This is a genomic window from Spirochaetae bacterium HGW-Spirochaetae-1 (assembly GCA_002839375.1).
Taxonomy (GTDB): Bacteria; Spirochaetota; UBA4802; order UBA4802; family UBA5550; genus PGXY01.
Genome location: PGXY01000002.1, coordinates 289,134 through 315,439, shown reverse-complemented (window position 1 = coordinate 315,439; position 26,306 = coordinate 289,134). Strand labels below are relative to the sequence as shown.

Here is a 26,306-nt window from a genome sequence, read left to right as displayed (position 1 = left end):
GCTGTTGTAAAAAAATAAAAATATACAATCTTAAATCAAATTTTTGTGGAGGAGCTTTTTATGTGGCAATACGAAAAACCTGATAATCTCGTGAGCTGGTGGGAAGAGAGTGTTAAAAAATACGGTAAAAACACACTTTTCTGGGTCAAAAACACCAAAGGCACACTTGATTCCATTACGTACAATGAAATCGGCAAACGCATCGACAATGCCCGTGGCGGGTTGGCTCAATTAGGAATTGAAAAAGATGATTCCGTGGGCATCATTTCCACTAACAGGCCTGAATGGGTCGTTCTGGCCTATGCAACGTACGGCAGGGGTGCACGGTACATCCCCATGTACGAGAAAGAACTTGTTCAGACCTGGAAATATATCATTACTGACAGCTTAGTCAAGGTACTGATAGTATCGAACCAGAAAATTTATGAGAAGGTCAAGCATTTCATCCAGGAGATTCCCTCCCTGAAGCGCATTCTCATAATCGATGCCGAAGGCGAAGACAGCCTGAAGGCTCTGGAAAAAGCCGGTCAGGAAAACCCCGTAGCCCCCGTTCATCCCGATGCCGAAGATGTGGCGATTCTTATTTACACATCAGGAACCACGGGAGACCCCAAGGGAGTTCTTCTCTCACACGGCAACTGCACCTACTGCTCTCGGGCGGGATATAGAATCTATCCTGACCTGAATGAAACCCAGATCGGTCTCTCCATGCTTCCCTGGGCCCATTCCTATGCCCTGAGCGGAGAGCTCAACAACTGGATACAGTTCGGCGGTTCCCTGGGCTTCATGGAGGACGTATCCACTCTTCTCGATGACCTGAAGCTGGTGCGCCCCACCTATCTCATTTCAGTGCCTCGTGTTTTCAATAAGATTTATGATGCCATCCAGAACAAGATGAAAGAAACGGGAGGCGCTAAAAAGAAACTCTTTGATGCGGCGTGCGCCACGGCGAAGAAAAAAATAGCCCTGGCCCAGGACGGGAAAAGCAGTTTTTCCGTAAACCTGAAGTTCTTCTTTCTCGATAGGCTGGTTTTTTCAAAAATCAGAGCGGGATTCGGCGGGAGGCTCACAGGAGCACTTACGGCAAGTGCCGTTATGAACAAGGAAGTGGGCGAGTTCTTTTACAGCATCGGCATTCCCACATACGACTGTTATGGTCTGTCCGAAACATCGCCTGCCGTTACGATGAACGCGCCCGACGCCTGGAAGATCGGCAGCGTCGGCAAGGTTTTAGAGGGACAGCGCATCGTCCTGGACAAATCCGTTGTGGAAGACGGTGCCGATGACGGCGAGATAGTTGTATACGGTCCCAATGTCATGAAGGGATATCACAACAAGCCGGCGGAAACCGCCCAGGTCATGACTCCCGATGGAGGGTTCAGAACCGGTGACCGGGGCCGCTTCGACGCTGAAGGCTTCCTCTATATCACGGGACGCATCAAGGAACAGTACAAGCTGGAAAACGGGAAATATGTTTTCCCGGCCTCCATCGAGGAGGATATCCGCCTCCTCCCCTTCGTGGCAAACGCCATGGTTTACGGAGAAGGAAAAGCCTACAATGTCTGCATCGTTATCCCCGATTTTGAGATGCTGGGAAAATGGGCAGTGCAGAACAACCTTCCCGCTGATCCGGAACAGCTTATAAAAAACAAAACAGTTACGGATATGATCGAGAAGGAAATCACCGATCAGCTCAAAGGAAAATACGGCGGATATGAAATCCCCAAAAAATATGTTTTCATGACCAGTGATTTCACCCTGGAAAACGGCATGCTGACCCAGACTATGAAACTGAAGAGGCATGTGGTGGTCAAGGAATACAAGGATCAGATCGCTTCGCTTTACAAGTAATTGAAAATCATTATAACCCCGTCATTGTAAGGAAGGGTTTGAACCCCTTCCTGCAATGACGGGGTTTATTACTTCCGGCAATTCCATCCAAATCCGACAAAATATACCCTTCCAGGAAATAACAATTGACGGTTTTCGCACCTGATCTATTTTTTTATTATGACCGCCAGGAAAAAGAAAATTCTCAAGAAGGCCGGTGTCACCGTTCTTCTTGTTGCAGCTCCTCTTGCCTGCATAGTGCTCTCCCTTTTCCTGGGAAGATACCCCATACATTACACTGAAGTTTTTCCCCTTATCTGGAGCATAATCTCCCGTGGACCCGACGTGGCAGCTTCCATCCAGAGTTCCATCATCTGGGAGATACGGCTCCCCCGGGCCTTCCTGGGCGCCCTGGTAGGCGCAAGCCTGGCTGCCAGCGGCACAGCACTCCAGGGGCTCTTCCGCAATCCCCTGGTGAGCTCCGGTATGCTGGGCGTCAGTTCCGGGGCCGGTTTCGGCGCAGCCCTGGCCATCATCATGTTCAAAAGCACGGCCGCCATATATATCTGCGCCTTTATCTTTGGAATCTTGGCCGTCATCTTAAGCTACCTGGTGGGGAAAATTTACAACAGCGCACCGACCATCATGCTGGTCCTGGGCGGAGTGATAATATCATCGATATTTTCCGCCATGATTTCATTCCTCAAGTTTCTGGCCGACCCCTATGAAGATCTTCCCTCCATCGTATTCTGGCTCATGGGGAGCCTGGCCTCGATTCAGGGTCATGACGTACTGGCGGCGTCGATTCCCATGCTGGGCGGTATCATGGGCCTCATGCTCATTCGCTGGCGCATCAACGTTCTCTCCATGGGGGAACGGGAGGCCAAAACCCTGGGAATCAACGTGAACCTCAACCGCGCAGCAATAATTGTCTTCACAACTATCGCCACGGCCGGTGCAGTCTGCATCAGCGGCATCATAGGATGGGTTGGACTGGTGATCCCCCACATGGGAAGAATGATTGCCGGCAACGACAACCGTATTCTCATGCCCGTGAGTATTTCCCTGGGTGCCTGCTTCATGGTGATCATCGACAATATCGCCCGCAATATATCGGGCGGCGAGATTCCCCTGGGAATATTGACATCACTGATCGGGGGTCCCTTCTTCATCTATCTCCTGCGGAGAACGCGCGGCGGAGGATGGTAGACCATGACGGTCCTTGAAGTAAGCAATGGACATTTTTCATACGGCAGCCGCAGTATCTTTTCCGGCATCAACCTGAAACTGCGCGAAGGCGAAATAGTCATACTCTTCGGTCCCAATGGCTGCGGCAAGACAACCCTTCTCGACTGCATCCTGGGAATTCATTCCCTCGAAGAGGGTGAAATACGCGTCTACGGTAAAACTATAGCGGATTACCGTCCCCATGAACTGGCGCGCCGCATGGCCTATGTGCCGCAGATACACGAGCGCACCTTCCCCTACCTGGTCCGCGAAGTGGTTCTCATGGGAAGAACGGCCTATATCACCCCTTTCAGCGGCCCGTCCCGTGAAGATCACCTGCTCGCGCAGGAGGCCCTGAAGGACGTGGGAATCGAGTCGCTGCAGGACAGGCTTTACACACAGCTGAGCGGCGGCGAGGTACAGCTGGTTATGCTGGCGCGGGCCCTGGCCCAGCGGTCGCCCATTATCATCATGGATGAGCCGGCTTCGCACCTGGACTTCCGGCACGAGATAATGCTCCTGGAAAAAATCGCCTCCCTGGCGAGAGTACGGGGCCTTTCCTTTATCATCGCGACCCATTCTCCGAACCATGCCTTCTATTTCGAGAATAACGGCATTCCCACGACCATGGCAATCATGAACGAAGAAAAAATCTTCGCCCTGGGCAGTCCCCGTTCCGTCCTCACCGAAGAGACCATGATGAAAATATTCAGGGTAGAATCAAAGATTCTCTCCTATCGGCAGGCAAGCAAAAAGGCCGGTGCCATCATCGCCCTGGCCACGGCTGCCGATGACAATGACGGGGAATAAAACTTTTAAGATGCAGGCGCACAATCCCGGCCAGACTCGAATACCATTATACATCGCCTTGTTTTAATGTATGGGCACCTCAGAAATTTGGTTTTTCCAATGCTTATGTCCACAAGGGAACATCTACTGATCACGATGATCGAATGTGCTGAGCAGGACACTCGAATGCAGTGCCTGAACAGGATGTTCAATAAAGGCGCTGCCCAAAGCCAGCTTAGGATGAGCTAAAATGGCTCTGCCTCAAAATGATTTATAGAGGTTCCCTTATCCTGATAGCGTATTATCGCTGTATTTTTTTGTAATATATTGTAATCTTTTTCATTCTTCTAAAAATTGTTTTCAAATTATCTGCTAATTCTATTGACATAAAATCATCGACTTTAAATCCTGAAAAATATAAAATACGAACATTTAATTCTAATAGCGAGGAACTTATGAAAAAAAGAAGTCTTTTAATTCTGACGGCGATAATGATCGCTGCACTTTTTACTTTTTCGGCCTGTGAAGGTGGCAGCAGTGATGATCCAGGGGCAACTCTTTCAGTGACGGTTAATTATCAGGGCAATTATGGTGATGACTATGATACGCAAACAGGATATGCCGGTCAGAAAATCAATTATGTGCAGCTCTATTCCTGCGCAGATATGCCGGACCCAAATGTACTTCCCACTACAGTCGATGGTGATGTATCCAACGATATGAATGATTATCTTTACAGCGAAACAGCCATAAACAATGATAATAATACGGCAACGGATATTACTGGCATAGAACCGGGTGACTATTATGTTATTGCCTTCTATGATTACCGTACGGGTGGAGATGATTCCAACCTGATTACCAAGGCTGACCGCTATGCATTCTATGACGGCGGTACCGGTTCCCCCCTGATCTCCGACACACAGAAACTGACAATCACAGAAGAAGGTCCCAATGCCATATCCCTCACCATTCAGCGTAACTGGGAAATGGGAAGTTCAAAAACTTTCATTACATCACTTACCGGAAACACAATGACAATAAATGTTGATTATTCAAGTAGCGGCGCATACAATGCCTATGCTTTTGTTTACCGTCAGCTTGAATCCAATTCACCGAGAAATAATATTCTTTACCAGGGAAATATTGTCGGCAATAATGGGGCCATCGTTATTGACAACATTCTCACCAATTACTCCGGTAATTTTTATGTAGTATGCCTGCTGAATTCTGCTACAGGTGGTAGCAATATAATCAATACAGGAGACCTGTATGAGATTTATCATGATATCAGAAACGGGACGACTGGCTCAACCGTTGCTTCAACTGCAACTATCAGCGAAGATGATACAATTATTTATACTATCGGTGACGGAGCTACATGGGCGGTAACTCCCTAAGGGATATTCCATCATCCACCCGGGGTCTCCCTGTCAATGAGGAGGCCCCTGGAGATGGTAATATGCGATTAAGTATGCCATGAGAGAATTCTGATAATGAAAAACTTCATTCTACTGCCGTGCATATTTTTAAGTCTTATAAGCGCAATATATATCTCCTGCGATAACACAGGAGATACTTACCAGGGCAGGATATCCATAACGGTACAGACCGACTCTGATATGTGGGGATATCCCCGCGTAGGACAAACACTGGCGAATACCGGATCTTATGGAGCAAAAGACGGCACTTGGATGTATGCCGAAACCGGCGGTGTGGGCTGGGATGTGCCCCCCGACCATATCGGCGACTGGCAATGCGGCGAGGATGATGCCTGGCTCGAGGACCTGGCCGATGAAATGATCGGACCTGATGACCTGGGCGATAAAATAAACATTGTGTATCTTTTCGGGACACTTACCGCTGATATAAATGGTGATTATATCTCGAACATCCAACCGGTATTGTACAAGGGAACTTCTTCATCGAACAACAGTACAATTACCATTAAAAATATCGCACATGGCGACTATTATGTGGTGGCCTTTTACGATTATAATTACGGCGGCAACAGAGAAAACCTTTTGAACCGTTACGACCGCTATTCCATCTATGACAATGATCCCGCCAATGAAGACATTGGAACTCCCTTCGCGGATCTTGCCGACACCATCACAGTCAATGAAGACTCCCAGGGCATAACCCTCACTATAGATGCAAACTGGGTCCTGGGAAAACCCAATACAGGAAGCGGCGGCATGGGCAGGATTTTTTTAAGATCAGATGACGCGACCATGTCAGCCGGGGACAAGCTGCCAATACAGAGTGTCGCGGACTATTGCCCATAAAATTCGGAGATCGCCCCGTTCGGCCAGTTTGAATGAAAATCAAAACTAATCTATTTGTCCATTTCCCGGTCCTCATTTTATCGCTCGTCTTCTGCTTCTCTCCGCTTCATGGAGAAAACACCGACAAGAAATCTCCGGAGGAACCCCCAAAGGAAAAAAAAGAGAACCAGGCAAAACACATCTATTCTGCCGGTGAAATCGTCATATACGGGCGTGCCATCCCCCAGATAGAAAAAGCGACCAACACCACGGTTATATCGTCCGAGGAGATCGAAGAGCATTCCGATAAGACCCTGGACGACTCCCTGAAGTCTGTGCCGGGTATCCAGGTGGGCGTGCATAAAAAGGGCTATGTGCGGGCCCGCTTCCGCGGCTTTGACCAGAACAAGGTGGCAATCCTCATCGACGGGGTCCCTATCAATGACGTTTTTTCCACGGACATAGACATCTCGAATATTCCCCTGAATAATGTTGAACAAATCATCGTGAACAGGGGCGCCACGTCAGCCCTGTTGGGAACCTACGGGGCCGTGGGTGTCATCAACATCATCACGAAAAAACCCGACGCGCCCTATTACGAGATCGGCGCCGAATACGGCCAGTATAACAACTGGCTCATTAACGCGGCCCATGGAGCGCCTCTGGGGAATTTCTACTACTGGATCAACGCCTCGGTACAGCACTCGGGCGGATATGAAATATCGGGAAAATTGGACAGTAAAAAACGCCGTGAATGGTTCGACCGCCTGGTGCGCTACGACCTTTACGGTTTAAACTTCGAAGATCTCAATCTTCCTGCCGTGGAGGGATATATAAACGACACGGGTATCTGGAATCACAATGACTCCACCCAGTATTCCCTGGCCACGAAGATAGGGTACCGCATCGATGATAAAAGCGAGGCAGGGATCACTGCCGAATACTATTTCAAAACAGCCAATACGTCGAGCTACCAGCTCAATGCATACAGTAATTTTAAAGCAAAAAACACAGAATGGGAAGATCCGATTTTTGATGTTTCTTCTGATCCGCGGGATATAAAAAGCGCTGCGTTCCGAAACCGTTCCTTCGTGTGGCCGGCCATCCACAACGTGCGTGTGTCGCCTTATTTCACACTGGATTATAATAAATGTAAACTGAAGGGAAACGCCTATTACACATACATGACGGCCAAACAGGAAAAGTACGCCACCACGGACCATACCTGGCCCGGCGACACGGTCCTGGCCGACACGGTCCTTGAGCCCTTTTACACCATAAAAGAATATCTCACTGCAGGCGCAAACCTGTACCCCTCATGGAAAATAGCCCAATGGAACACCCTTAACTTTGCCCTGCTGGGGCGTTATTCCCTGTACCAGGAAAACGAACAGGCCATTTCTGCCACAGTTTCCCCGGCTATCGCGGCCACGCTCTTCGGCACTGATCCCTACCCGGTTCAGCGGCTCGATGTATCTTATTTTACAATAGCCGTCGAAGATGAAATAAACTATAAGGACCGGCTGAACATTTCCCTGGGCGTCTCGTATGATATGCAAATACTGCACAGTTTCAAGAACCGCGAGGCCCTGTACCAGTTTGAAGATGCCTACATCGTTGCTGCTGACTCGAAACTTCTGGGAACCAAGGACTCCATCAATCCCGTGGCGGGTCTTATATTCACACCGATGAAAGAACGGCTTATCCTTCGTGCCGCCGGTTCCATAAAAACACGCTTTCCCGATCTCAGTGAATATTCAAAAATCGTCGATGACAAGCGGGACAACCGGCTGAAACCTGAACGATCATACAACGGCAACACTGGCTTCGAACTCTTTTTCTTCGATAGCGCCCTTTCCCTGCGCGCCGACTATTTTGTCAGCGTGGTTAAGGACCGCATCGAAAAAATTTCCGGCGGCATTGATCCGCCCGTGAATATCGGCAGGGTCGATTCGCAGGGACTGGAATCCATTATAACCTACACCAGGGAAGGAATTTTCGATATTATGGATATGACCCTGGTCTGCTCCTACACATACCTTTATACGCGGAACAGGGATAATTCTGAAGAGGAGAAAATCAACAAAGGTGAGATAATAGAATTTACACCATCACACCAGATTTCGGCGGATCTGCGGTTGAAGTTCAAAGGGGGCACGGGCCTGAACATCTGGGGCTACAGCACCGTGAATCAGTATGTGTACTGCATGAAGGAACGGCCCGAGCCCGGACCGGTTCAAACACCCTTTTCAACGGAATACTTCGAGGCGGTACGGCTGCATGACCCGGTCATGCTCAATATCAGGCTGAGCCAGTCTTTTCTCATTTATTACGAGGTTTATGTCATGTGTAAAAACGTGCTCGACGACTACGAGGCCGACCCCTTTATCCCGGGTCCGGGACGCATGTTTTATGGAGGATGTTCAGCAAAGTTTTAATCACCCTTAGTCAAGGCCCTTGATTTCATCCCGGTTAAGATTCACCCAGAACGATTGCCCGTTGTCTTTCTTTTTTTTCACCAGCAGAACCTGGCGACCTCTCCTGGGCACGGTCTTTACCTTGCCGTTCAGCCGCACTAAATCCGATCCATTAATAACCGCTCCGGCCAGGTCGACAACTTCCCGAACCGGCAGCTGCTCCAGGCATTCCCGGACAGTCATCTCCGTGTCGGCATTTTCAAATATCCAGCCCCGGAACCGGCCGTCATTGCCTTCGAGCCTGAGGCCTGTTCCGGCCAGGGCGCCGATTATTCCCTGTCCGGTTCCTCCGTGCTCTGAAAGATGAATGCCCAGTTCGGCGGCCAGGCCGTAAGCCTCTTCCTTGGTGAGAACGGTCCGCTTGGCACGATGACCGAAATCCATGAGTCTTCCGGCGCCTTCTTCATCAAGTTTTTCAAGGTTAAAGATGCAGAAACCAGGATCAGATCCGTCGGCGCTGCATGTCTCCAGCATATTAATCGTATGTTTCACTATTCCCTCAAATGCATCATCACCGATATCGGCGACAAAACACATGGAACTGTTATGCGATGTATAGGGGATATCGTCGCATACGAAAAGCTGGTGGCGCGATATATTCTCGCATGTCCCGGAAAATATCGAGACAATATCTCTTCTGATGTCTTCAGCAAGATGTCCAGTGCCCCGGCTTCCCAGGATATCGGTGTCGTCTATTGCCATGTAAATTTTCATTTCTTCTTATTCCTTTTACTTTTTGCCGTTCTCATCCCTTTTCCGCTGAGGATGCTGTCGGTCATTGTGTCGGAGAGTTCATAATTGAAAAAGGTATTATAAAATCTTTTCGTCTCGGTCCTGAGATTGATACTTACGGCATATTCAGGATACAGTGTTTTTACCGTCCAGAGAAGGGCCAGTGGCGTTTCCACCGACCCGGGATGCCCCCACCGCGATATGCCCGTGGGCATTTTATATATCCGCCCCTGCTTTACCGCATCCATATGGGACCAGAGGGAGTTATTCTTCATATAGTCATCAATGCCTTCTTCATTGACCAGAATTACCCGGGGATTCCACAGGAGAACCTGCTCAATGGTTGCATAGTAATCCTCACCGGACGTTATCAGTTCAGCTCCCGCAGATACATTGATAACTCCTGCTGTTCTTGTCCATTCAGCGGCCAGGGAACGCGGTCCGTCGGTTTTCAGCGGTTCCAGGGTCGAGTGGTAAAGAGAGAGTTTCCGGTCCCCTGGTATGCTTTTCACGATAGTACCGACGCGGTCGATCGTTTCCCTGTAGTAGGAATTATAATCTGCAGCGGCACGCGTCTCTCCGATGACCTCTCCGATTATGGCAACGGCTTTCTGCTGCTCCGCCATTGAGTTGAAGGATATGACCACCCAGGGTATGTGGAACCGGTCAAGACCTGACGTCTCCGATTCTTTTCCGGCCATATCCTCCTTTAGAAAAACCACGTCGGGGCGGGACTTCAACAGTTCCTCCACGTTCAGTGCTCCATTGTATCGCGGAACAACGGCGTCGGCAATGGATGGACAGAGATATGTCAGCATAACGTCACGCTTGAGCCCGCCTACAACGGCAACGATATCGGTTCCCCTGCCCAGCATGGTCACGACGTGGCCGCTGAAGGCATAGAGGCAGGCTATGCGTTTCACCCGGCGGGGAACCTGGACTTTTCGGTTGGCACAATCGATAATCGTCCTGGTATTTTCCATGGCCCGCAGAGTCCCTTTGTCATGTCCGCCGAAAACGGGATGCAATATCATCCCCCCCGCAAGAAACAGCATAATTAAATTCCTGAATCTCATATCCGCATATCCATCCCGAATCATTTTCATTCTTTTTATCTGAAGTCTAATGACATGTACTTGTGTATTTGTCAAGTATTCATTTTCACGAAAAAGAGCCGCCCTTACACATAAAGTATTGACTTTCATTCATTTTTGAATATAATGAACTGAATAGCCATGATGAAGATATCCGGGAACTATATATGAACAGCGATAAGCACCTCACCACCATATTTGATACACTGCCTCATGGCATTGGGCTCATTAAAAACCGCCGCATCATCTGGCACAACAGGAAACTTGAAGAATTACTGGGGTACTCAACAGAGACTGTCATAGGCACCGATGTCCTGCCCATCTATGAAAGCAAGGAGGAGTATAATCGTATCGAGCGTGAATTTTATAAATCGATACATCAAACCGGCAAAGGGCAAATCCGCACCCGCGTTAAAAAAAAGGACGGCTCTTTTTTCCACGCCTGCTTCCTCGGCTCCGCAGTTAATCCTTCCAACATTGAAGACGGTATCGTCGTCATTGTGACGGACGTAACCGAAGAAACAAAACTGAACGATGAGCTGAAGAGCACCATAGAAAAACTTGAAGCATCAAAAAATGAACATCAGGCCCAGAGCATGGCCCTTCTCATGGCCCAGGATGAGCTGTGGCAGACCCAGGCGGAACTGCAGAAAATCCGAAAGAACCTTGAGCGAGCCCAGGTCAGGGCATTACTGGGCACATGGGAATGTGATCTGGTCACTGGAATATTTGAGGGTTCCGAAGAGGCCATGAGGCTTTTCAGCATCAAAAAAAACAGCGGTCCCATGGATTTTGAATCAATTCTCACCCATGTAGCCGGGGAAGACAGGGAGAGACAGAGGATCAGCTTTAACCGTCTCCTCCATGGCGAAAACCCCGATTATAATGAAATCTACACCGTCATCAACCCCGAAGACGGCCGCCGCATTATCCACAGCGTGGCGGAATTGGTTCATAATGAATATGGAGACACGATAAAGATCTCAGGTACTGTCCAGGATATAACAAGAATAATGCAGGCTGAACAAACGATAACACTTCAGAACCAGGAACTCCAGGAACTGAACATCCAACTAAACACAACCATAAAGGAACTTGAAGCCACCAACGAGGAATTTGAAGCGCAGAACGAAGAGCTTATTGCCGCCAACCAGGAACTGGAACGTACCGAACACCGCTACCGTTCTGTTGTAGAAGACCAGACGGAACTCATCGGCAGAAGCAGGCCCAATGGTGCCATTACTTTTGTCAACGAGGCCTACTGCCGTTATTTTAATGTTGAATGTCAAACAGTTACGGGAACATTTTTCAGCCCCAGGGTTCATGAAGACGATACCGACAGGGTTGCAAAAATCATCCATTCCCTTTCTCCTGAAAACCGGGTATCCGATTTTGAAAGCAGGACAATTCTGGAAAATGGGGAGACCCGATGGCTCCAGTGGACCGTGAGGGCCATCTTCAACAAGGCCGGAGTTTTGATTGAATATCAGTATGTGGGACGGGATATTACCGATCTTAAAAAATCACAGCTGAATCTTCAGTATAAATCGGAGTTTGAGCGCCTTATCACCGCCATTTCTGCAGGATTTATAACTACGACAGCGGAAAACTTTGAGCCGGAATTGACAAAAGCGCTTCAGGATGTAGGACTGTTCACCGGCGTCGACCGTGCTTATATATACCTCTTCAACGAAGATTTTTCCAAAGCCCTATGCACCGCGGAATGGACCGCCGGGAAAACTGCCTCTGATCCCGCCATGCTGCGGGAACTTCCCGTGGAACATCAGACATGGTGGTATAAAAAACTAAACAGCGGAGAGATATGCAATATCCCCTCCCTTGAGGTCATTCCCGACAGCACGGCGGAATTCTATCTCCGGCTGCATGAGGCCGGGATTAAATCCCTTGTGGACATACCCCTCATTTATGGCGAGAACATGATCGGCTATATGGGACTTTGCACCTTGCATGAAGAAAAAATATTTTTTGCGGGAGCAATCCCTCTCCTTCAGAATGTTGCCAACATAATTGCCGGTGTCCTGACCCGCCATAAAATGGAAAAGGCCCTGCAGCTGAGCGAGGAACGTTTCAGAAGCATGGCGGACAACATCCGGGACGGGCTGAGCATCATTGAAAACGGCAGGCTCGTATACTCCAACAGCAGGGTCTCGGAAATAACCGGTTACTCCCACGAGGAGTTAAGAAACTTCAATATCGGCGATATCTATGCTCCTGAAGAAAAGGAACGTATACGGCATATCTACATAGAATCAATAAAAAGCGGAAGCCCGCCCCGTGAACTTGAATTCTGGATAATCCGCAAAGATGGAGAACGCCGCTGCATACTCAACCGCTATAGCGGGAAAAAAGGGAGCGACTGGAACTCAGACCAATATATAATCACCACCGATGTAACCGAGAAAAAAGACTCGGAAGCAGAAATGAAACGACTTGCCACGGCCGTTGAACAGGCAGCAGAGGATATTATTCTCACCGATACGGAAGGCAACATCCAATATGTCAATCCCGCCTTTGAAAAAACAACGGGCTATTCCCGCGACGAAGCACTGGGGAAAAATCCGCGCATACTGAAGAGCGGCAGGCATGAAGAGGGTTTTTACAAGAATCTCTGGGATACCATAAGCACGGGCCTTACCTGGACCGGAAAAATCATCAACAAAAGAAAAGACGGAGAATTCATAACTCAGGACGCCAATATCTCCCCCATCCGTAACCAACTGGGCCATATCATGGGATATGTCTCTGTAAAACGCGATATAAGCGAACAGGTCCAGATGGAGGCGCAACTCCTTCAGGCTCAGAAGATGGAAGCCATCGGGACCCTGGTAGGGGGCCTGGCCCATGACTTCAACAACATCCTGGGGGGCATCCTGGGCAGCATTGACATGCTTAACATGCTTTTACGAAAAGAAACCCTGAGCAGCGGTGATAAAATACGGAAATACATCGACACGGCCCGTGACGCCTCCTTCAGGGCAACTGACATGATCAAGCAGTTGCTGACCCTGTCGCGCAAGCACGATATACAATTCGCTCCCGTTGACCTGAATTATTCGGTCAAACATGTCATGAAGATATGCCAGAACAGCTTTCCTAAAAACGTGGAGCTCCATACGGAATACGGCCCATCGCCCATGCGAGCCTTTGCGGATCCCACCCAGATTGAGCAGGTAATTCTCAACCTCTGCGTAAACGCCTCTCACGCCATGACTATCATGAGAGATGATAATGAAAAGCAGGGAGGAAAACTGACGGTTTCTCTCAGAAAACTTCAGGCCGACCATCATTTTTGCAAAATGCATCCCGATGCCACTGAAGGAATAAGCTATATGATGGTTTCCGTGACCGATACGGGCGTGGGCATATATGCGGCCGTGAAAGACAGGATATTCGACCCCTTCTTCACGACAAAAGACAAAGATATGGGAACAGGGCTCGGACTTGCCATGGTCTACAATATTGTCAAACAACACGGCGGGTTTATCGATGTGCTCTCTGAACCGAAAGTGGGGTCGACTTTCAATATATACCTGCCGGAAATGACCGATAGGATGGGCAAAGGCATCTCCACGGCAACGAGCCACGAGATGATTCCTGGAAGCGGGACGATACTGGTCATCGACGATGAAGAGGTCATGAGAACGGTGGCAGAAGGCATACTCATGGAGGCCGGCTACCGGGTCATTCTGGCTGAATCGGGAAAGACAGGGCTCAGTCTTTTCAAGCGTCATAAAAAGGAAATAAGAGCTGTTATTCTCGACATGTCCATGCCGGTCATGTCGGGACTGGAGGTTTTTCAGTCTCTTAAAAATATTGTTCCCGAAGTAAAAGTGCTCCTGGCATCGGGTTACAAACAGGATGAACGGGTACAGAAAGTCATAGACCTGGGAGTTACGGCATTTCTCCAGAAACCCTACTCGGGCAGGACCCTGACGGAAAAACTGCATGAGATTCTGGAAAACGGTGCTTGATATAGTACCATCATACATCAGTCCATAACGACACGTTACACATAACAGCTGTCAAAATACACAATATCCTGAATAGCCAATTACGGAGGAAGGGTAATTATTCTGACAGCCGGCAGGAACGCGTTGCATCGCCTCTCAGCCGGCATTTTCAAAAAATTAATAAATTTATTGCAAAGATATATCCCGCCATTCCCATGGTTATATTGACAGCTTAACCTGTCTGTGCATACACTGAAAAGAAAACACCGCGAGGAAAACATGATAGATCGATATTCACGACCGGAAATTTCCAAAATATGGGACCTGGAAAACAAGTTCCGCATATGGCTCGACATTGAAATCGCCGTATGCGAAGTCTATGCCGGCAGGGGCATGATCCCGAAAGAAGACCTGGCAATAATCAAGGAAAAGGCCGACTTCGACGTAAACCGCATCCTGGAAATAGAAAATGAGGTGCATCATGATGTCATCGCCTTTCTCACGGCCGTGAACGAAAAAGTAGGTCCTGCGGGGCGCCATATTCATTACGGCCTCACTTCCAGCGATATCGGCGATACGGCCCTGTCCATCCAGATGCGCCAGTCCGGGGAAATTCTCGTCAAGGACGTCGACCTTCTCATGGAGGCCCTGAAGGCCCGGGCCCTGGAATTCAAGGATACGCCCTGCATGGGCCGCTCCCATGGCGTGCACGCCGAACCAATGACCTTTGGCGTCAAGATGGCCCTGTACCACGAGGAATTCAGAAGAAACCGGCAGCGACTTGTAACGGCCATTGAAAACATATCCTTCGGCAAGCTATCCGGCGCCGTGGGCACCTTCAGCAACGTATCACCGGAAATAGAAGAAGAGGTTTGCACGAAGCTGGGTCTGAAGCCCGATCCCGTTTCAACGCAGGTCATACAGCGGGACCGTCACGCCGAATTCATGGCCGCCCTGGCCATCACGGCCGGAAGCCTGGATCAGCTGGCAACGGAGATCCGCCATCTCCAAAGAACCGAGGTTCGCGAAATCGAAGAGCCCTTCCAGAAAGGTCAGAAGGGATCATCAGCAATGCCCCACAAACGGAATCCCATCCTCTCGGAGCGCGTTACAGGACTTTCACGTGTCATAAAGGCCAACATGAATGTGGCCCTGGATAACATTACCCTGTGGCATGAGCGTGACATATCCCACTCCTCGGCAGAACGTGTTATCATGCCCGATTCCACGATCGCCCTGGATTATCTCATGCACCGCATGATCTTTATCATCAACAATCTCCACGTGTACCCGGAAAACATGATGGATAACATCAACCGTACCGGTGGTCTCTTTTATTCACAATCCCTGCTCCTGAAGCTCATTGAGAAAGGACTCTCTCGTGAGGATTCCTATAAGCTCGTTCAGGACATGGCCATGCGCGTGTGGAAGCGCGAAGGAACCCTGCGGGAACTCACGGAACGTGAACCCGCTGTGGCGGGGAAAATATCAAAAGAAGAACTCGATGTTATTTTTAACCTGCAGCGGTACCTGAAAAACATTGACGCCATCTATAAGAAGGCCGGATTGCTATAGGGAAAACTTTTCGACATCATCCCCCTTTCCCTTTCTCCCACAGGGAGAAGGGGAAAGGCAGCCAAAAATTTATCCGTGATTCTCGACAATCTGCATCGACTGAGCCATGCAGCTATGGTGTTCAGAAGTTTCCCTTCTTTTTTATGCAATATAAAATACACACTACTCCCTTTTGTTATAAGTGAATTCCCCCTATAGACAATACAGTTTTCCCCTATTTACATTTCTCATAATTTTTTGTTCTTTATATATATGGCTTGTTCCGGCGATGGAGGTAAAAACGATATGGATGCATATAAAATACTGGAAATCAAACAAAGTGTTTTTGAAGACAATGACCGGCAAGCTGATTTGCTCAGGAATGAATTGAGAGAAAACAAGACCTTTTTACTGAATTTAATGTCGTCTCCAGGTTCCGGAAAAACAACCACTGTTATACGAACAATTGAGGCGCTCAAAGATGAAATGAGCATTGGAATTCTTGAAGCCGATATCGATTCCGATGTCGATGCCCATACTGTCGCGCAGACGGGCACAAAAGTAATCCAGCTCCATACCGGCGGCATGTGTCATCTCGATGCCGATATGACCAGGCAGGGTCTCTCGGGGCTCGGAACAGAAGGCCTTGATCTTGTCATCCTGGAAAATGTCGGTAACCTGGTATGCCCGGCGGAATTCGATACCGGCGCATCGAAAAACGCGATGATCCTGAGCGTTCCCGAGGGTGATGACAAACCGCTGAAATATCCTCTCATGTTTTCCATTGTTGATGTCTTATTGATCAACAAGATAGATACAATAGATTATTTTGATTTTGATCCGGATGCGGTCAAAGAGCGCGCAAAAAAATTAAACCCCGACATCAGGGTTATCCCCATCTCGGCCAAAACGGGAAAAGGAATTGATGAATGGGCCGACTGGATTCGCACCGAAGTCAAAAACTGGAAAGAAAAATAAAACATACTGAAAATTTATTAACGGGGTACTATGCATGGTAAATGAAAAGGTAATGGATCTTGCCAATAAGATCAGCAGGACAAAACGCGGAACAAAAGACGAGATAAAACCGGACTATCCGGAATATAAAATTCTGGAGCCCGTTGTTACGGAAGCAATGGCGGAAGTGGGACTCTGCCTGAAATTGCGCAAACCCATGAGCGCCGCGGAGGTTGCTCCCCTGTGCGGCAAATCCGTAGAGGAAACGGAAAAGCTCTTATGGGAACTGGCCGTTGCCGGTGTGGCTTTTGTCAATAAAATCGACGGCGTCGATAAATACTGGCAGGACCTCTGGGTTCCGGGCCACATGGAGATGATGGTCAACAACAAAGAAAACGTTAAAAAGTATCCGCAGATAGCCGAAGCCTTCGATGCCTACGGCAAAAGACGGGGACCGGCGACTGCAGGAATATTCCCCGTGGGTCTGGGGCCTATGCGTGTCATCCCCATTGAACAATCCCTAAACGGTGAAAGCAGAACAGCATCCTACGAAGAAGTTTCCACCTATCTCAACGAAAACAACCTTTTCTCGGTTTCCGATTGCTCCTGCCGCACTTCAAGGGAAATCATGGGAGAGGGATGCGGCCACCTGAAGGAGGATATGTGCATCCAGATGGGCCATGCCGCCGAATACTATATCCGCACGGGCCGGGGCCGGGAGATCACCCGCGAAGAGGCTTTCGAAATCATTAAAAAAGCCGAGGCGAACGGTCTGATGCATTCAATACCGAACACCGACGGTCCCGGAAAAACGCACGCCATATGCAATTGCTGCGGTTGCGGTTGCTTCTCCATGAGAGTCGCCGAGATGTGGACAAACCCCGACATGGTGCGTTCGAACTACGTTTCACACGTGGATCAAGACAAATGCGTGGCCTGTGGAGAATGCGTCGAGAATTGCCCGATGAACGCCCTCCGGCTCGGTCAGAAGCTCTGCACAAAAACGCCGATTCCTGATCGATCAAGAAAAGACCTTCCCTACGATACGGAATGGGGCCCTGACAGATGGAATTACGAATATCGCACCAACAGAAAAGTTGTTGTCGATTCAGGCACCAGTCCCTGCAAAGCGGAATGTCCCGCCCATATCGGCATCCAGGGATATATCAAGCTGGCATCACAGGGAAAATATACCGAAGCCCTTGAACTCATCAAGTACGAGAATCCCTTCCCTGCAGTATGCGGACGCGTCTGCCCGAGATACTGCGAATCGGCCTGTACCAGGGGCGACGTGGATGATCCCATCGCCATCGATGATATCAAAAAATTCATTGCTGAACAGGATTTGAACGCGGCCACCCGCTTTGTTCCAAGGATAAAACATCAGTACGGAAAAAATATTGCCGTTATAGGCGCCGGGCCCGCTGGACTTTCCTGCGCCTACTACCTGGCCGTTGACGGGTACAGGGTTACGGTTTTTGAAAAGCAAAAAGCACTGGGCGGCATGCTCACGATGGGCATCCCCTCCTTCAGACTGGAGAAAGATGTAGTGAACGCTGAAATTGATATCCTGAAAGAACTGGGTGTAGCGTTCAAAACAGGTATCGAAGTTGGTAAAGATGTCATTCTCAAGGACCTGCGCGGCCAGGGCTTTGAAGCGTTTTATCTCGCCATCGGCGCCCAGGCCGGCCGTAAGCTCGGCATCGAAGGTGAAGATGCCCGGGGTGTCATCACCGGTGTTGAGTTCCTTCGCAATGTCAGCCTCAATGAAGGGGTAAAACTGGAAGGGCCAACCGTGGTAATCGGCGGCGGAAACGTGGCCATTGATGTGGCCCGGACCGCCCTGCGCGTCGGCGCATCACCGGTAGAGATGTACTGCCTGGAGAACAGGAAAGAAATGCCGGCCCTGGAAGAAGAAATTGAAGAAGCGGTGTCTGAAGGCATCATCATCAACAATTCCTGGGGCCCCAAACGAATCCTTGCGGAAAACGGACGTGTTACCGGTGTTGAATTCAGAAAATGTACATCCGTCTTCGATGAAAAGGGAAAGTTCAATCCCGTCTTCGACGACAATGAAACAAAGGTTTTAAAGGCAAACAATGTCCTGATCTCCGTTGGTCAGGCAATGGATTGGGGCAACCTCATCGCCGGCAGCAACATTGAACTTAATCCCAACAAGACAATTAAAGCCGATCCTGCCACGTATCAGACAGGCGAGCCCGACGTTTTCGCCGGCGGCGACGCATTGACCGGGCCCATGTTCGCCATTGACGCCATCGCCATGGGTAAGGAAGGAGCGATCTCTATCCATCGCTTTGTGCAGCCGGGACAGAGCCTGCTTCTCGGCCGCACCATGAGAGATTATCGCTCCCTGGACAAAGAGAACCTTGATCTGGAGGGTTACGATCGTCTTCCGCGGCAAAAAGCAAATCATGTCGACGGCAATGTATCAAAGGAAACTTTTAAGGATTTACGCGTAACCTTCACGGAAGAACAGGTCAAAATGGAAACGGAACGCTGCCTCAGCTGCGGCGCTACGGTGGCCGATGAATTTCTCTGTGTGGGCTGCGGGGTTTGCGTTACCAAGTGCAAGTTCGACGCGATCAAGCTGGTCAGGAAATACGACAGCGCAAGCGTGGAACTCAAGGACCTGAAGCCTGCTGTCATTAAATATGCGTTAAAGCGCAAGGTAAGAATCGCTCTCATGAAGCCCGTTAAATTTCTGAGATCGGCATTTTCAGGCGAAAAGACGGACTTGAGGAATTGATTCCGAGAATGAAATAATGGGCAGGGGATTTCTGTTCCCCCTGCCCTTACACATTAACAGAAGAGGTAAATTCCTTTGCATGAATTGGGTATCGTGATTGAGATCGTCAAAACCGTTGAAGATTTCGCAAGGAAAAACGGTGTTACCAGAATCGACACCCTGGTTCTCCAGATCGGCGAACTCTCATCGATAATCCCGCGGTATATCGAGTCATGCTACCCGGTTGCCGTGGACGGTACATTATTGCAGGAAACAAAATTAAAGATTGAGATTTTGCCGGGCAATGCCATCTGCAAAAAGTGCAACGCGGTTTATAATCTCATTGCGAACAACAGGAAGTGTCCCGACTGCGGGAAAAGTGAGTGGGATTTATTGTGCGGAAGGGAGTTCAACATCAAGGAAATCATCGCCTGCTGAGAAGAAAGCTGCCAGCGAAAGTATTTCCCTGTCACAAACCCCGGGTCAATTTATTTTTCAGGCCACAACCTGCTTTCATACTCCTCACTGAAGGCCGGTGAATTGGCCGTCAAATACTGCAGTGCGTCAGTGCCGACATTTCTGATTCCGTGTTTTTTACCGGAAGGAATATGAACGGCGTCTCCGGCATTTACATATTCTTCATCATTGTCGATACTCATCAGCCCATTACCGCTGATAATATAATAGCACTGTTCAGGTTCGTGGCTATGAATGGGCTGCCCGGAATTTACGGGTATATATGATATCTGAATTGATATGCCGGCATCCTTGACATTACGACTGCCTATTAGCATGTATGATTTTAATATTTCAAGGGAGCCGGTGTTGCGTGTATTATCCTTATTGAAAATTTCCATTTCTGCCTCATCATGATACGAAACACTAAAAAGTATCCCGGACTTGCCCCGGTTCAAAGTAACCCTGCTTCCCTCAATGCCCTGTACACCGTTTCCTTTCTCAGCTTCGACTGTTCCGGCCTTTCCATATCGATATTGCAGGCGAAAAACCAGACATCGCCTTTCGTTTCAATGTAGCCCACGTACCAGCCTGTCACGGGCTTCACACGCATTGCCGTGCCGGTCTTGGCCCGTACGATATAGTCGCCGGTCCGGTCAACGATCATAACCTCTTTCAATATTTCATAATTTTTTTTATCGAAGCCGTATTTCTCATTATAGATATTTTTCAAAACCGAAATCTGTTCAAGGGCAGAAATCTGCAGACTACCGTCAAGCCAGAATGTATCGATATGCTCTCCTGTTTTCTGATTACCATAGTTCATCCTTTTCAGATACGACATATAGGCTCCATTGCCTACCCTCCTGGCCAGCTCCTGGTAAAACCACACGCAGCTCACACCAAAGGCGCTTTTAATACTTTGATCCCTGTTCCAGTCGGCAAATTCCGAAACGCGACCGTCCCATTTAATGATTTCATTTTCATCATTCACAGCCTTTTCCTGCAGGGCGATAAGCGTATTGACAATCTTGAAAGTCGAAGCCGGCGTAAACCTCACCGCGGCCCTCTTTTCATCGTATACAAATTTTTTATTGGTCTGCAACGATTCGATCACCACGGTGCCCGTGATGTTGTTGTCGCGCATATAGTCCCGGAGAAAAGGGCCTTTATTGCTGTTCGCCGGAATGGCGGCTGAGAGTAAGATGCTGATTGCGGTTATGATGAGATGCTTCATGAAAGGAGTGTCCTTGTGATGATGTATTATTATGGCCCGCCATGAATGGCGGGGTTAGACTTGAGTCAAGTGAATACTAACACAAAACAATTCATTTCCAGAATACAAATCTCATAAGTCAACCACTATATAGTAGTTTATCTTAAAAGGTAATATTACTGATTACAATGTTAAATGATAGAATGATTCTGTTAGTATAAACACATCATCAAAATACGACCAGCGTAATATGAAAAACTTAATTGAAAACAATAACATCATCAACTATATGTTATGTGATTAGCGGCGATTGAATCTTTTTTAAAAATAAAGTCACCAGTTTTACACAATTATGCCGCTAAACAAAGAGACATAAACAGTATAATAGAATTTATTTCATGGAGGCTATCTAATGAAACAATTTTTTTTACCACTGTATCGCAAATCTCTGGCGGCCATGGTCATGGCAATAATTGTTTTCTCCGCCTGCGGCTATGACTCACAGGCAACAGGGGATTCAACTGTGAAAAACACTCCAAGATCCACAGTTACTCTGAATGCCGCTGATGGCCAATATATGGTAGGCACCGGAATCTTTGATATTACAGGACCTGCCGCGGAGGTCGTTATGGGCGGCTACGCTATTGAAGATCAGAAAACTGAAGGAATTTCAACGCGTCTCTGGTCACGGGCGTATATCATCAATGACGGAACAACCAGTGTTGTCTTTGTCAGCGCCGATACGTGGATGATCGACCTGGGCGTCAAACTCGAAGTGGCAAAGAAAATTGCCGCCGATTCTGAATTGAGCCAGTATTACAATGAAAAGAATATCCTTATCAGCGCGACGCATACTCATAATTCAGTCAGTGGTGCTTCATGGTATTTTCTTTACAACGCGACTCAGAAAGGTTTCCTGAAAGATACCATGTTCGCCACTGTTGAGGGCATCTATGAGTCAATCAAACGCGCTCACAACAATATTAAACCATCGTATATTTATGTCAACCGCGGCATCATCCCCAATGCCGGATGGAGCAGAGACACCCTTGCTTATAACAACAATCCATCGGAAGAAAGGGCTCTCTACGATTTCAACACAGATAAGGAAATGATTCTCCTCAAGTTTGTAGGAACAGACGGTACAGAACGCGGTATGATCAACTGGTATGCCGTGCATCCCGACTGCATCGGCCCGGAAAACAAACTCATCAGCGGTGACAGCAAGGGGCTTTCATCATATCTTTTTGAAAAAGACAAAGGTACCAATTACTTATCCGGAGACACGTTCATTGCCGCTTTTGCCCAGTCCAATTCAGGTGATGTAACACCGAATGTCCCCTTTACAGAGTTCCTTGGCTCAGCTGAAGAAGCTGCCGCGGAATTGGGATGGACCCTGGAGGAAGCTGAGGATTTCGGATTTCCATTTTATCAGGCATATAAAGAACCCAGAATCGAAAACAATCCCATTCTCAATGTAATCGTGGAACGCCAGTACACGATGGCGAAACATCTCTATAATACTGCAACGGAAAAAGTCACCGGACCTCTGGCTTTCAGACATGAATATGTCGATTTCAGAAGCCTCTATGTCACAGAAGCCGGGCGTACTACCTGTGCAGGCGGGATGGGGGCCTCGTATTCTGCGGGCTCTCCCGCCGACAATCCCTCGCCGTCACCACTGTATCCGCTTCATATCACCGTTAACAGTCCCAGCTGGCAGGATGAATACTCCACTGACGTCATCAACGGATTTGTCGGCACCCTCATCGGAGTTTTCTGGACTGAATCGGCAGATCCCGCATACAAGGAATGCCACTATCCGAAACCGGTCATACTTCCCGTGGGAGCAATGGGCATCAACTTCGATCCGGAAGTTGACATGATTCCTCAAATTCTGCCCATTCAGGTTCTGAAAATCGGTTCTGTAGCAATTTCAGCCCTGCCCTTTGAAATAACAAGCATGGCCGGACGCCGTCTCAAGGCAACCGCCCTTGAGAAACTTCAAAGTGCCGGTGTAAAATACAGCGTCGTCTCCGGCCTTGCCAATGCCTATGCCTCATATATGGCAACATGGGAGGAATACCAGATACAATCCTATGCCGCAGCAGGGACATGGTTCGGCCCGAATCAGCTGAAAGCCTGCCAGCAGGAAATCAGGAAACTGGCCGACGCCATTGTATCGGGCTCACCGGTAGAACCCGGCCCCACACCAATGGATCTCTCAAACAGTCAGTGGAACTTTTCCTCGGGAGTTTTCTTCGACGACAAGGAACTCTTCACTGACTGGGGTGATCCCGTAAAAGAACCGAACAGCACATATAAAGTCGGGGATACCATTGCGGTGACCTTCTGGGGTGGGCACCCCCGTTCAACGCTCAACTATTTCATTAAGCAGAAAAAGCATGCCATCTATCCTTTCGGGATCATCGAGAAGTATGAAAACGGCCAGTGGAAACAGGTGTATTTCGACTGGGATCCCCAGGTAGAATATCACTGGAAACGCGACAGCGTTGCCTGTAACCACTGCACTGTCACCTGGTACACCAAGGGGGCAGCTCCCGGAACATACCGAATCGTACAGCAGGGGCACCAGGAATCGGGCTGGACACACATTATACGGCCTTACAAAAACAATACACGCTCATTCACACTCCAATAAGGGAACCTCTATAAATTAGATTTTGGAAGTTCCCTTGTGGGCACAAGCATAGGAAAAATTAGGTTTTTTCATTTTTTAATTAATGAAAAACCTAATTTTTAGAGGTGCCCATAAGATTGCACAACAGGAGAGAAATCAACCTGATGTATATTATCTGAAAAAAATCGCCCTGATACGTAAAGAGGAGGCTGTTAACGGCCTCCTCTTTTAATTTACGGAGCTCTTGAACTCTTCTCACTGAACAAGAAAGACAGGACGTATGAAACCGCTAAAATTGGATTATTCTTTTATTTATCATCACCATTTTTATCCTTTTTAATCAACTTATCAATAATTTTTATAACAAAAGGAGGAGCCTGGTATGTTTCCTGTAAAGATTGACCTGGTATTGTAGAGGCATTTCCATCACGAGCAGCTGTATAGTGAGGGGATAGTATTTCAATCCCTGCTTCGCTGCATTTATCCTGAATATTCTGATGTAATTCGGAATATATACGAGCCATTATCTCAGGTCTGTCAGTATAACAGTTGACCTCATAACTTACGTAAAAATCATCAAGACCCGTTTGAAGAACAAAAGGGGAAGGTTGTTTTTTTATATCTGCCGTAGCAAGTGCTGCATTAATTAAAGTATCATGTACCTTTTTCCATGGAATATCATATCCAAGCGTAATGGTTGTACATAGAATGAGGCCTTCACCATGAGTTGATGAAGTGGTATAGTTAATAATATGACTTCCCATTACAATTGAATTTGGGATTGTGACCATTATGTTTTTAACTGTTTTGACTCTTGTTACAAGGAGTGTTTTTTCAATAACATCACCGACAGTATCGCCAATTTTTACCCGATCACCGATTCTAAATGCATACATATATGTTAGAATTGTACCAGCTACTATATTTGCTATAACAGAAGTAGAACCTAAAGAGAAGAGAATCCCCAGAAATATTGAGATACCTTTAAATGCGTCGGATTGAGAACCCGGGAGATATGGGAATACGACAATTATTGTAAAAATTATTATCATGCTGCGAACAATTTTAAATGTCGGTTCAGCCCAATCCTGATGAAAATTATGAATTGCAATATTACCAGCTGCAATCTCATCAAAAATAACTTTTGTTAATTTGATGACGTATCGATTGACAAAGATAATTACAAAAATAAAAAATAAATTGGGAAGAAATCCGGCAAATGCTGAAATCATCATTTTCAGTGGTGTTAAAATATAGCCGAATAGAGAATCCGCCCAGGTACTTGTAAATTCGAAATAGCTGAAAATAATGGGGATAAAAATATACAGAAGAAAAATGTTGAGTATTATATAAAAAGCAAGGATCATTTTCTTTAGAATATTAACACTTTGCTCCTCGGTAAGAACACTTACAGTTTTTATTTTTAATGGTTTTATAAGCGTCCCTTTCCAATTTGAAATATTATCCTGAAGAGCTTTCATTCCAATTTTAATTGTTTTAAAGATTCCAATAGCAATAACAGTAGTCAAAATTGTGAGAAGGATACCTTTTATAATATTCATGACGGAAGCAGATTTTGCCCAGGGGAAAAGAATAAAAATTATGGTTATGAGTAGATATAAAAGCCCAATAACAGCTGAAAGTTTTACAGCTTTAAGAATTGATACGAGGAGCGAAACTAAAGTAGAATCACTTATAATTTCATTATTTTTGATTATAATAGATTTGAATGTAGTCCCTTTTCTTTTTTCTACTACCGTGTATATCTTAGAAAATAATTTTGATAAAAAATAATATATAATTAAAAAAACAATCGATGAAAATAATGCAACAACCGCTTTTATTAAAGTATCTCGATTATTAATAATAAATGTATAAATATCCTCCGGTTTATTGACAATTGTATGCTGGGGTCGAGTTTTCTGAATATCGGCAATTGTTTCAATATATGCATTTGCCAGCTCATCGGGATTTTTATTTTCTTCTTTTGCATCGATTGCAGTAATTGACATAATAATTGCATTGTCATAAACTATGTCAGTTGTAAATTCCGAAGTAATCACCTTAAGTTTATCACGATCAAACAGTTTCTTTTCCAGTATTCTATTTAATCTTTGAATAGTAGCTGATGCTCTCTCTTTAGAAGAGAAAGGGCCTAGTACAGAGTGAATTCTAAATAATTCCTTATCTCCGACGATGACAGGCTCACCTTTAGGAATAGAATCAATATCTATCTGTTTATTATCAATATAAGGTGTAATCGTATTTTCTTGTGCATAAAGCATGCTTGAAAAAGCTATGACCAAAATAATTATTGGTAGTTTTTTCATACTAACCTCATGATTGATA

The 26,306-nt window shown here is 47.2% G+C and carries 17 protein-coding genes; 12 read left to right on the top strand and 5 right to left on the bottom strand.

The annotated features are described in order from the left end of the window. The first annotated feature begins 60 nt into the window (after nt 1–60). The 6 genes from CVV44_03345 (at nt 61) to CVV44_03320 (ending at nt 8,551) form a co-directional block, all read left to right on the top strand. Entirely contained in the window at nt 61–1,851 is a 1,791-nt protein-coding gene (locus CVV44_03345; GenBank protein ID PKL40651.1) for a long-chain fatty acid--CoA ligase, read from the top strand. 159 nt (nt 1,852–2,010) lie between these two features. Beyond that, nucleotides 2,011–3,039: an ABC transporter permease gene (locus CVV44_03340; GenBank protein ID PKL40650.1), complete on the top strand. Its 1,029-nt coding sequence runs from the start codon at nt 2,011–2,013 to the stop codon at nt 3,037–3,039. Between the two features lie 3 nt (nt 3,040–3,042). Beyond that, nucleotides 3,043–3,867, top strand: a complete 825-nt coding sequence (locus CVV44_03335; protein PKL40649.1) for an iron ABC transporter ATP-binding protein — start codon at nt 3,043–3,045, stop codon at nt 3,865–3,867. Between the two features lie 434 nt (nt 3,868–4,301). Then, the gene (locus tag CVV44_03330; protein ID PKL40648.1) at nt 4,302–5,246 is read left to right on the top strand and encodes a hypothetical protein; all 945 of its coding nucleotides are present in this window, start codon (nt 4,302–4,304) and stop codon (nt 5,244–5,246) included. A gap of 96 nt (nt 5,247–5,342) precedes the next feature. Further along, the gene (locus CVV44_03325; protein PKL40647.1) at nt 5,343–6,134 is read left to right on the top strand and encodes a hypothetical protein; all 792 of its coding nucleotides are present in this window, start codon (nt 5,343–5,345) and stop codon (nt 6,132–6,134) included. Between the two features lie 32 nt (nt 6,135–6,166). After that, on the top strand, nt 6,167–8,551 hold the full coding sequence (locus CVV44_03320; GenBank protein ID PKL40646.1) for a hypothetical protein: 2,385 nt from the start codon (nt 6,167–6,169) through the stop codon (nt 8,549–8,551). Nucleotides 8,552–8,557: 6 nt separating this feature from the next. Here the strand turns inward: CVV44_03320 and CVV44_03315 are convergent, their stop codons facing one another. Continuing rightward, nucleotides 8,558–9,304 (bottom strand): hypothetical protein, encoded by a 747-nt coding sequence (locus CVV44_03315; protein ID PKL40645.1) that lies wholly within the window; start codon nt 9,302–9,304, stop codon nt 8,558–8,560. Beyond that, nucleotides 9,301–10,527 carry an iron ABC transporter substrate-binding protein gene (locus CVV44_03310; protein PKL40644.1) on the bottom strand — a complete coding sequence of 409 codons (1,227 nt, stop codon included), beginning with the start codon at nt 10,525–10,527 and terminating at the stop codon, nt 9,301–9,303. Before CVV44_03310 ends, CVV44_03315 begins: the two co-directional genes overlap by 4 nt. 56 nt (nt 10,528–10,583) lie before the next feature. On the opposite strand from CVV44_03310, the gene CVV44_03305 reads away from it, so the two are divergent. The 5 genes from CVV44_03305 to CVV44_03285 all read left to right on the top strand — a co-directional run bounded on the left by CVV44_03305 (nt 10,584) and on the right by CVV44_03285 (nt 20,082). After that, nucleotides 10,584–14,408, top strand: coding sequence for a hypothetical protein (locus CVV44_03305; GenBank protein PKL40643.1), 3,825 nt, complete (start codon nt 10,584–10,586; stop codon nt 14,406–14,408). Between the two features lie 258 nt (nt 14,409–14,666). Further along, entirely contained in the window at nt 14,667–15,962 is a 1,296-nt protein-coding gene (locus tag CVV44_03300; GenBank protein ID PKL40642.1) for an adenylosuccinate lyase, read from the top strand. Nucleotides 15,963–16,247: 285 nt separating this feature from the next. Beyond that, nucleotides 16,248–16,919: a hydrogenase accessory protein HypB gene (gene hypB, locus CVV44_03295; GenBank protein PKL40641.1), complete on the top strand. Its 672-nt coding sequence runs from the start codon at nt 16,248–16,250 to the stop codon at nt 16,917–16,919. 34 nt (nt 16,920–16,953) lie between these two features. Beyond that, the gene (locus CVV44_03290) at nt 16,954–19,665 is read left to right on the top strand and encodes a pyridine nucleotide-disulfide oxidoreductase (protein ID PKL40640.1); all 2,712 of its coding nucleotides are present in this window, start codon (nt 16,954–16,956) and stop codon (nt 19,663–19,665) included. A gap of 75 nt (nt 19,666–19,740) precedes the next feature. Further along, the gene (locus CVV44_03285) at nt 19,741–20,082 is read left to right on the top strand and encodes a hydrogenase nickel incorporation protein HypA (GenBank protein ID PKL40639.1); all 342 of its coding nucleotides are present in this window, start codon (nt 19,741–19,743) and stop codon (nt 20,080–20,082) included. A gap of 50 nt (nt 20,083–20,132) precedes the next feature. Here CVV44_03285 and CVV44_03280 read toward each other — a convergent pair whose 3' ends face one another. Continuing rightward, nucleotides 20,133–20,558 (bottom strand): hypothetical protein, encoded by a 426-nt coding sequence (locus CVV44_03280; GenBank protein ID PKL40638.1) that lies wholly within the window; start codon nt 20,556–20,558, stop codon nt 20,133–20,135. Next, nucleotides 20,555–21,337 (bottom strand): class D beta-lactamase, encoded by a 783-nt coding sequence (locus CVV44_03275; GenBank protein ID PKL40637.1) that lies wholly within the window; start codon nt 21,335–21,337, stop codon nt 20,555–20,557. Before CVV44_03275 ends, CVV44_03280 begins: the two co-directional genes overlap by 4 nt. Nucleotides 21,338–21,728: 391 nt before the next feature. Here CVV44_03275 and CVV44_03270 point away from each other — a divergent pair, with 391 nt between their 5' ends. Continuing rightward, nucleotides 21,729–23,978 (top strand): alkaline ceramidase, encoded by a 2,250-nt coding sequence (locus CVV44_03270; GenBank protein ID PKL40636.1) that lies wholly within the window; start codon nt 21,729–21,731, stop codon nt 23,976–23,978. 287 nt (nt 23,979–24,265) lie between these two features. Here CVV44_03270 and CVV44_03265 read toward each other — a convergent pair whose 3' ends face one another. Next, nucleotides 24,266–26,287, bottom strand: coding sequence for a transmembrane ion channel (locus tag CVV44_03265; GenBank protein ID PKL40635.1), 2,022 nt, complete (start codon nt 26,285–26,287; stop codon nt 24,266–24,268). Nucleotides 26,288–26,306: the final 19 nt, after the last annotated feature.

What these genes read in the sequence shown, in the direction of transcription:
- CVV44_03330 (PKL40648.1), top strand. Translation starts at nt 4,302, where the DNA reads ATGAAAAAAAGAAGTCTTTTAATTCTGACGGCGATAATGATCGCTGCA.
- CVV44_03275 (PKL40637.1), bottom strand. Translation starts at nt 21,337, where the DNA reads ATGAAGCATCTCATCATAACCGCAATCAGCATCTTACTCTCAGCCGCC.
- CVV44_03300 (PKL40642.1), top strand. Translation starts at nt 14,667, where the DNA reads ATGATAGATCGATATTCACGACCGGAAATTTCCAAAATATGGGACCTG.
- CVV44_03345 (PKL40651.1), top strand. Translation starts at nt 61, where the DNA reads ATGTGGCAATACGAAAAACCTGATAATCTCGTGAGCTGGTGGGAAGAG.
- hypB (PKL40641.1), top strand. Translation starts at nt 16,248, where the DNA reads ATGGATGCATATAAAATACTGGAAATCAAACAAAGTGTTTTTGAAGAC.
- CVV44_03315 (PKL40645.1), bottom strand. Translation starts at nt 9,304, where the DNA reads ATGAAAATTTACATGGCAATAGACGACACCGATATCCTGGGAAGCCGG.
- CVV44_03310 (PKL40644.1), bottom strand. Translation starts at nt 10,527, where the DNA reads ATGAAAGTCAATACTTTATGTGTAAGGGCGGCTCTTTTTCGTGAAAAT.
- CVV44_03290 (PKL40640.1), top strand. Translation starts at nt 16,954, where the DNA reads ATGGTAAATGAAAAGGTAATGGATCTTGCCAATAAGATCAGCAGGACA.
- CVV44_03325 (PKL40647.1), top strand. Translation starts at nt 5,343, where the DNA reads ATGAAAAACTTCATTCTACTGCCGTGCATATTTTTAAGTCTTATAAGC.
- CVV44_03305 (PKL40643.1), top strand. Translation starts at nt 10,584, where the DNA reads ATGAACAGCGATAAGCACCTCACCACCATATTTGATACACTGCCTCAT.
- CVV44_03265 (PKL40635.1), bottom strand. Translation starts at nt 26,287, where the DNA reads ATGAAAAAACTACCAATAATTATTTTGGTCATAGCTTTTTCAAGCATG.
- CVV44_03335 (PKL40649.1), top strand. Translation starts at nt 3,043, where the DNA reads ATGACGGTCCTTGAAGTAAGCAATGGACATTTTTCATACGGCAGCCGC.
- CVV44_03340 (PKL40650.1), top strand. Translation starts at nt 2,011, where the DNA reads ATGACCGCCAGGAAAAAGAAAATTCTCAAGAAGGCCGGTGTCACCGTT.
- CVV44_03320 (PKL40646.1), top strand. Translation starts at nt 6,167, where the DNA reads ATGAAAATCAAAACTAATCTATTTGTCCATTTCCCGGTCCTCATTTTA.
- CVV44_03270 (PKL40636.1), top strand. Translation starts at nt 21,729, where the DNA reads ATGAAACAATTTTTTTTACCACTGTATCGCAAATCTCTGGCGGCCATG.